The organism is Pseudomonas sp. MD195_PC81_125 (genome assembly GCF_014060985.1).
Lineage (GTDB): Bacteria > Pseudomonadota > Gammaproteobacteria > Pseudomonadales > Pseudomonadaceae > Aquipseudomonas > Aquipseudomonas parakoreensis.
The window spans coordinates 1-5,017 of record NZ_JABULD010000688.1 but is presented as its reverse complement, the minus strand read 5'-3'; the positions used below and the strand labels follow the sequence as shown (position 1 = coordinate 5,017).

General features: G+C 60.4%; 5 protein-coding genes. 2 read left to right on the top strand and 3 right to left on the bottom strand.

The window, feature by feature from the left end:
- Window positions 1-74: 74 nt before the first annotated feature.
- Entirely contained in the window at window positions 75-632 is a 558-nt protein-coding gene (locus HT737_RS27105) for an NADPH-dependent FMN reductase (protein ID WP_182404362.1), read from the bottom strand.
- A gap of 183 nt (window positions 633-815) precedes the next feature.
- On the opposite strand from HT737_RS27105, the gene HT737_RS27100 reads away from it, so the two are divergent.
- Together HT737_RS27100 and HT737_RS27095 are read left to right on the top strand one after the other, a co-directional pair.
- Window positions 816-1,052 carry a hypothetical protein gene (locus HT737_RS27100; protein ID WP_041067263.1) on the top strand — a complete coding sequence of 79 codons (237 nt, stop codon included), beginning with the start codon at window positions 816-818 and terminating at the stop codon, window positions 1,050-1,052.
- Window positions 1,053-1,137: 85 nt separating this feature from the next.
- Window positions 1,138-2,031, top strand: a complete 894-nt coding sequence (locus HT737_RS27095) for a LysR substrate-binding domain-containing protein (protein WP_182404361.1) — start codon at window positions 1,138-1,140, stop codon at window positions 2,029-2,031.
- On the opposite strand, the gene HT737_RS27090 is transcribed toward HT737_RS27095, so the two are convergent.
- Entirely contained in the window at window positions 1,997-2,611 is a 615-nt protein-coding gene (locus tag HT737_RS27090) for a GNAT family N-acetyltransferase (RefSeq protein ID WP_047293708.1), read from the bottom strand. The two genes, HT737_RS27095 and HT737_RS27090, sit on opposite strands and share 35 nt — an antisense overlap.
- A 14-nt stretch (window positions 2,612-2,625) precedes the next feature.
- Entirely contained in the window at window positions 2,626-4,881 is a 2,256-nt protein-coding gene (locus HT737_RS27085; RefSeq protein WP_182404360.1) for an Orn/Lys/Arg decarboxylase N-terminal domain-containing protein, read from the bottom strand.
- Window positions 4,882-5,017: the final 136 nt, after the last annotated feature.

The window sequence follows — 5,017 nt, the reverse complement described above, 5'->3', positions numbered from 1 at the left end:
GAGGTGTGGCTGATGGCCCTTTCGCAAGCAGGCTCGCTCCCACAGGATTTTCTCAAGCCGCAGCTCTGACCCGATTATTTTTTGTGTTGTTCCACAAATGTCCCATACGCATTGATGAAATTTTGCAGGAACGGCTTGACCGACTCGCTCAATTTGCCCCCCTCGTCAAACGCCGAGCCCGCACCGCCCAGGTACGCTTCCGGCTGCTGCATGCACGGCACATCGAGAAACACGAAAGACTGGCGCAGGTGCTGGTTGGCGCCAAAACCGCCAATGGCCCCCGGCGACACGCTGATCACCGCCCCCGGCTTGCCGCTCCAGACGCTTTTGCCATAAGGCCGTGAACCCACGTCAATCGCATTCTTCAAAGGCGCCGGCACCGAGCGGTTATATTCCGGGGTGACAAACAGCACCGCGTCGGAAGAGCCCACCTGCTGGCGGAAAGTGCTGTAGGCTGCCGGCGGTGAATCGCCGTCGATGTCTTCGTTGTAAAGCGGCAGATCGCCAATTTCGACAATCTTCAGTTTCAGGTTCGCCGGTGCCAGCTCGGCCAGTGCCAGCGCCACTTTGCGGTTGATCGATGCTTTGCGCAGGCTGCCGACGACTACAGCGACGTTGTAGACATTGCTCATGGAAGACTCTCGACTGTCCGTGGGAAGAGCCAGTAGTTATAGATGATTCGATGACCGTTTCACCAGCGTGCGCAGGAAATTCTTCCGTGCTGATTATTTTTTTCCTGCAGGAAAACTTACAGGGCTTGATGACGGTCTACCAAGCCGCAAATCAAGCGTTTTATCTCCAGAGGTTCTAAGCAGATGGCAGCAGTACTCGTCGGTCAGTTCCATGCAAGAGATGCGGAAGGCCGCGTTTATTCCGTGCATGAGTTCCAGGAATCCACCCCGTCGGCAGACGGTTTCACCGGCATGGAGCCTGTCACCACCTACAAACTGGCGATTGGCGATCGAGTCAAGAAACTCAGTGACAATGAGTTTTTGCTGGTTCAGTCGGACATCACCCTGATCCGCGAACCCGAGCCAACCGTCGCTCAATAACCGCGCGTTATGAGCAGAAGTCATATGCGCAGACTTGGGGTAGGATTCAGCCACTGACCCCACCTGCTGAACATGGACTTCACGCATGCGTTTACGTCATATCGAAGTGATTCAGGCGCTCTTGCAGACCGGTCACCTGGGCACCGCCGCCGAATGGCTGCAGCTCCCGGTGACTGACGTCGAAGAGCGTTTGCGCGAAGCCGAGAGCGAGTTGGGGTTCATGCTGTTCGCCAGCGTGCGCGGTCGATTGCAATCAACGCCCGAAGCGCGGGCGCTGCAGGTGGAAATTGCTCACGTCTATCAGGCGCTGGAGCCGGTGCAGCGTCTGGCCAGCAGCCTCAAGCAATACCTCGCTCCGCCCCTGCGCATCATCGGCACCCCGCCGCTGGCACAACAGCTGTTGCCGCAAAGCATCGCGCTGTTGCGCCGACGTTTGCCCGATGCGCCCTGCCGCTTGCTCAGCTCGCCCACGTGCGACATCGTTCGCAGCCTGCTGCTGCGCGAAAGCGATCTGGGCCTGAGCCTGCACGATCCGGAACACCCCGACATCCACTGCCAGCCATTGGCCCACGGCAAGCTGCAACTGCTCGCGCCGCACGGCTGGCTGCAACCGAAGCAGAAGTACATTTCCCTGCAGGACCTCGCCGGCCAGGCGATGGTCGGCCTCGAAGGCCACGACCCGCTGAGCCCGGCGCTGGAAAACAAGCTCCAGGCCCTGCGCCCGGCGCCGAGCATCCAGACCCGGGTGCAAACCCATCAGATGATGCGCAGCATGGTCGAGGCCGGCGAAGGCCTGGCCATCGTCGACCCGTTCACTGCGCTCGGTGCAAGGGCGGGCGGCCTGGACGTCTGCCCGTTGTCACCGGCGGTGCCGATCAGCCTGTATGCCCTGAGCTACCGACACAACGCCACGCCGGCTGCAATTCAAACGCTGTTGGCGATCGTCACGGAACAAGCCGAGGCGATGCTGGCGAGCTGAGCGGGTTTTCCAGCGGGTTATCGAACAGTCGATACCAGAACAGCGCAATTTCGGCGGTATTCGGGTCTATCCCGCGATAACGCAAATGGTCGATACCGCCAATCTCGTAGCCACAACGTTCGTACAAACGACAGGCACCGAGGTTGTTGTTCTGCGTCTCGAGCATGATCCCCGGCAGCTTCTTCTTGCGACTCCAGAACTGCGCGACATCCAGCAACGCCTTGGCGACGCCATGGCGGCGCGCCGGTGCGTGCACCGCCAATTCATCGATGTGGGCAAAACCGTTCCAGTTGGTGCTGATCACCAGATGGCCGACCGGTTCGTCGTCCAGATACGCCATGAAAATCGCGCTGTCGGCGGCGTCGCGATAGCTGCTGAACTCTTCAGGATCGATGCCGTAGCACTTGCGGTACGGCACGATCGGCGTCACCGCCCAGCGCTCGACCGGCTGGCCAATGGCTGCCGCGCCATACGCAGCCACCTCGAAACTGAAGTCGCTGCCCCAGATGTACGCCGCAAAACCATCGTCGGCAACGCGCACCGACAGTCCTGGGTATTTTGGATTCATGACCGGTTGCATACTCGGAAAAGTCCTCATTCCTTGACGCAATCGACGGTGTACTGCCGTCCATTGCCTTCATCTTCATGTTGCAGTCCATGCACATCAGCGACAAAACCGGGAAAGCTGCTATCGAACGTGCGGGCAAATTTCAGGTAGTCGATGATCGAGCGGGTTGCCTCGGTGAAGCGCTCGCCGGGCATGATCAACGGAATCCCCGGTGGATACGGCACCAGCATCACCGCCGCGACCCGTCCTTCCAGCTCATCGATCGGCACCGCCTCGACCTCGCCGCGCACCAGTTGATCGTAGGCGTGGGCCGGTTTCATGGCGATTTCCGGCAACACCGTGTACATGCGTTTCAGATGCTTGGCCGTGGCGTTGCTGCGGTAACAGGCGTGCAGTTGATCGCACAGGTCACGCAGGCCCATGCCGCGATAGCGCGCGGTGTCTTGCTGCGCCACGCAAGGCAGGCAGCTCGCCAGACTGACGTTGGCGTCGTAGCTGCGTTTGAATTCGAGCAACTCGGTGAGCAGCGTGCTCCACTTGCCTTTGGTAATGCCCATCGAGAACAACACCAGGAACGAATACAGCCCGGTCTTCTCCACCACCAATCCGCGCTCCCAGAGGAATTTGCTGACCACCGCCGCCGGGATGCCCTTCTCGCTCAGCGCGCCGCCGGCATTCAATCCGGGCATGACCAGGGTCACTTTGATCGGGTCGAGCAGCACGTAGTCGTCGCTGACTTCACCGAAGCCATGCCAGTCGGCGTCCGGCTGCAGCAGCCAGTCTTCGGTCTGCACCCGGTCGATGCCTTCGACGCCGGGCGGCTGCCAGATCGAAAACCACCAGTCATCCGCCGCAATGTGCTGGCGCAGATTGGCCAGCGCGCGACGGAAACTCAGCGCCTCATCGAAGGTTTCCTGCAACAGCGAGCGCCCGGCCGGGCCTTCCATCATGGCCGAGGCCACGTCCAGCGAGGCGATGATGCTGTATTGCGGCGAGGTCGAGATGTGCATCATGAACGCTTCGTTGAAACGATCACGGTCCAGTTGCCGCGCACCACCGTCCTGTACGTGAATCATCGAGGCCTGGCTGAACGCAGCGAGTAGCTTGTGCGTGGAATGTGTAGTGAACACGAGTGGGCTGTCCTCTGTGCGCGAGGTGGCCATGCCATAGCGCCCGGCGAAGAACTCGTGAAACGCCGCGTAGGCATACCACGCCTCGTCGAAATGCAGCACTTCAACGCTATTGCCCAGGCTCTGCTTGATCAGCTCGGCGTTGTAGCACAGGCCGTCGTAAGTCGAGTTGGTCACCACCGCCAGTTTGACTTTCGGCGCGCGGCCCTTGGTCAGCGGGCTGGCGTCGATCTTGGCCTGGATCGATTCGCGACTGAATTCGCTCAGCGGAATCGGACCGATGATCCCCAGTTCATTGCGCTCGGGGCACAGGTACAACGGGATCGCGCCGGTCATGATGATCGCGTGCAGCACCGACTTGTGGCAGTTGCGATCGACCAGCACCAGATCATCCCGACCGACCATCGAGTGCCAGACGATCTTGTTGGCAGTCGAGGTGCCATTGATCACGAAAAACGTGTGATCGGCGCCAAAATTGCGCGCTGCGCGTTCTTCGGCCTCAGCCAACGGGCCGGTGTGATCGAGCAGCGAACCGAGTTCCGGCACCGACACCGACAAATCCGAACGCAGGGTGTTTTCGCCAAAGAACTGGTGAAACGCCTGCCCCACCGGACTCTTGTGGTAGGCCACGCCACCGCCATGCCCGGGGGTGTGCCAGGAATAGTTGGAGTCGGCGGTGTGCTGCACCAGCGCCTTGAAAAAAGGCGGCAGCAGGCCATCCAAGTACTTGCGCGCCGCCCGCGCCACTTGCCGGGCGAGAAACGGCACCGTGTCTTCGAACAGATAGAGAATGCCGCGCAACTGATTGAGCTCGGCCATCGCATCGGCGGGGGCATTTTCCAGGGTCACCTGTTCGCCCAGGGCGAAGATCGGCAGATCCGGAGCCCGAACCCGCGCCAGACCGATCAGTTCGGCCATGTTTTGCAACAGATGGGAATTGGTGCTGGCGTCTTCGGCAGCGATGAGCATGCACGCCAGACCATGATGGGTTGACGCCACCAACCGCCCTTCGGTGTAGTCGATGGCCGAAACGATCTTGAAACCTTCCTGCTCCAACTCCCGGGCGATGCCCCGGATACGCTCGCCGGCGACCGTGTCGGCCTTGATGTCGCGGTGGACGATCAACACCGGAAACTTCAAATCTTTGTACATGAGGCTCAGTGTCCCGAGGCGGCGGATCAATGTCTGCCAATGCACTCAGGGTAGAGGGTTGCAGCGAAAGTGGCGAGGGTGGCCAGTTGGCTTCATTCAGCCAAAAGCAAAAGATCGCAGCCTGCGGCAGCTCCTA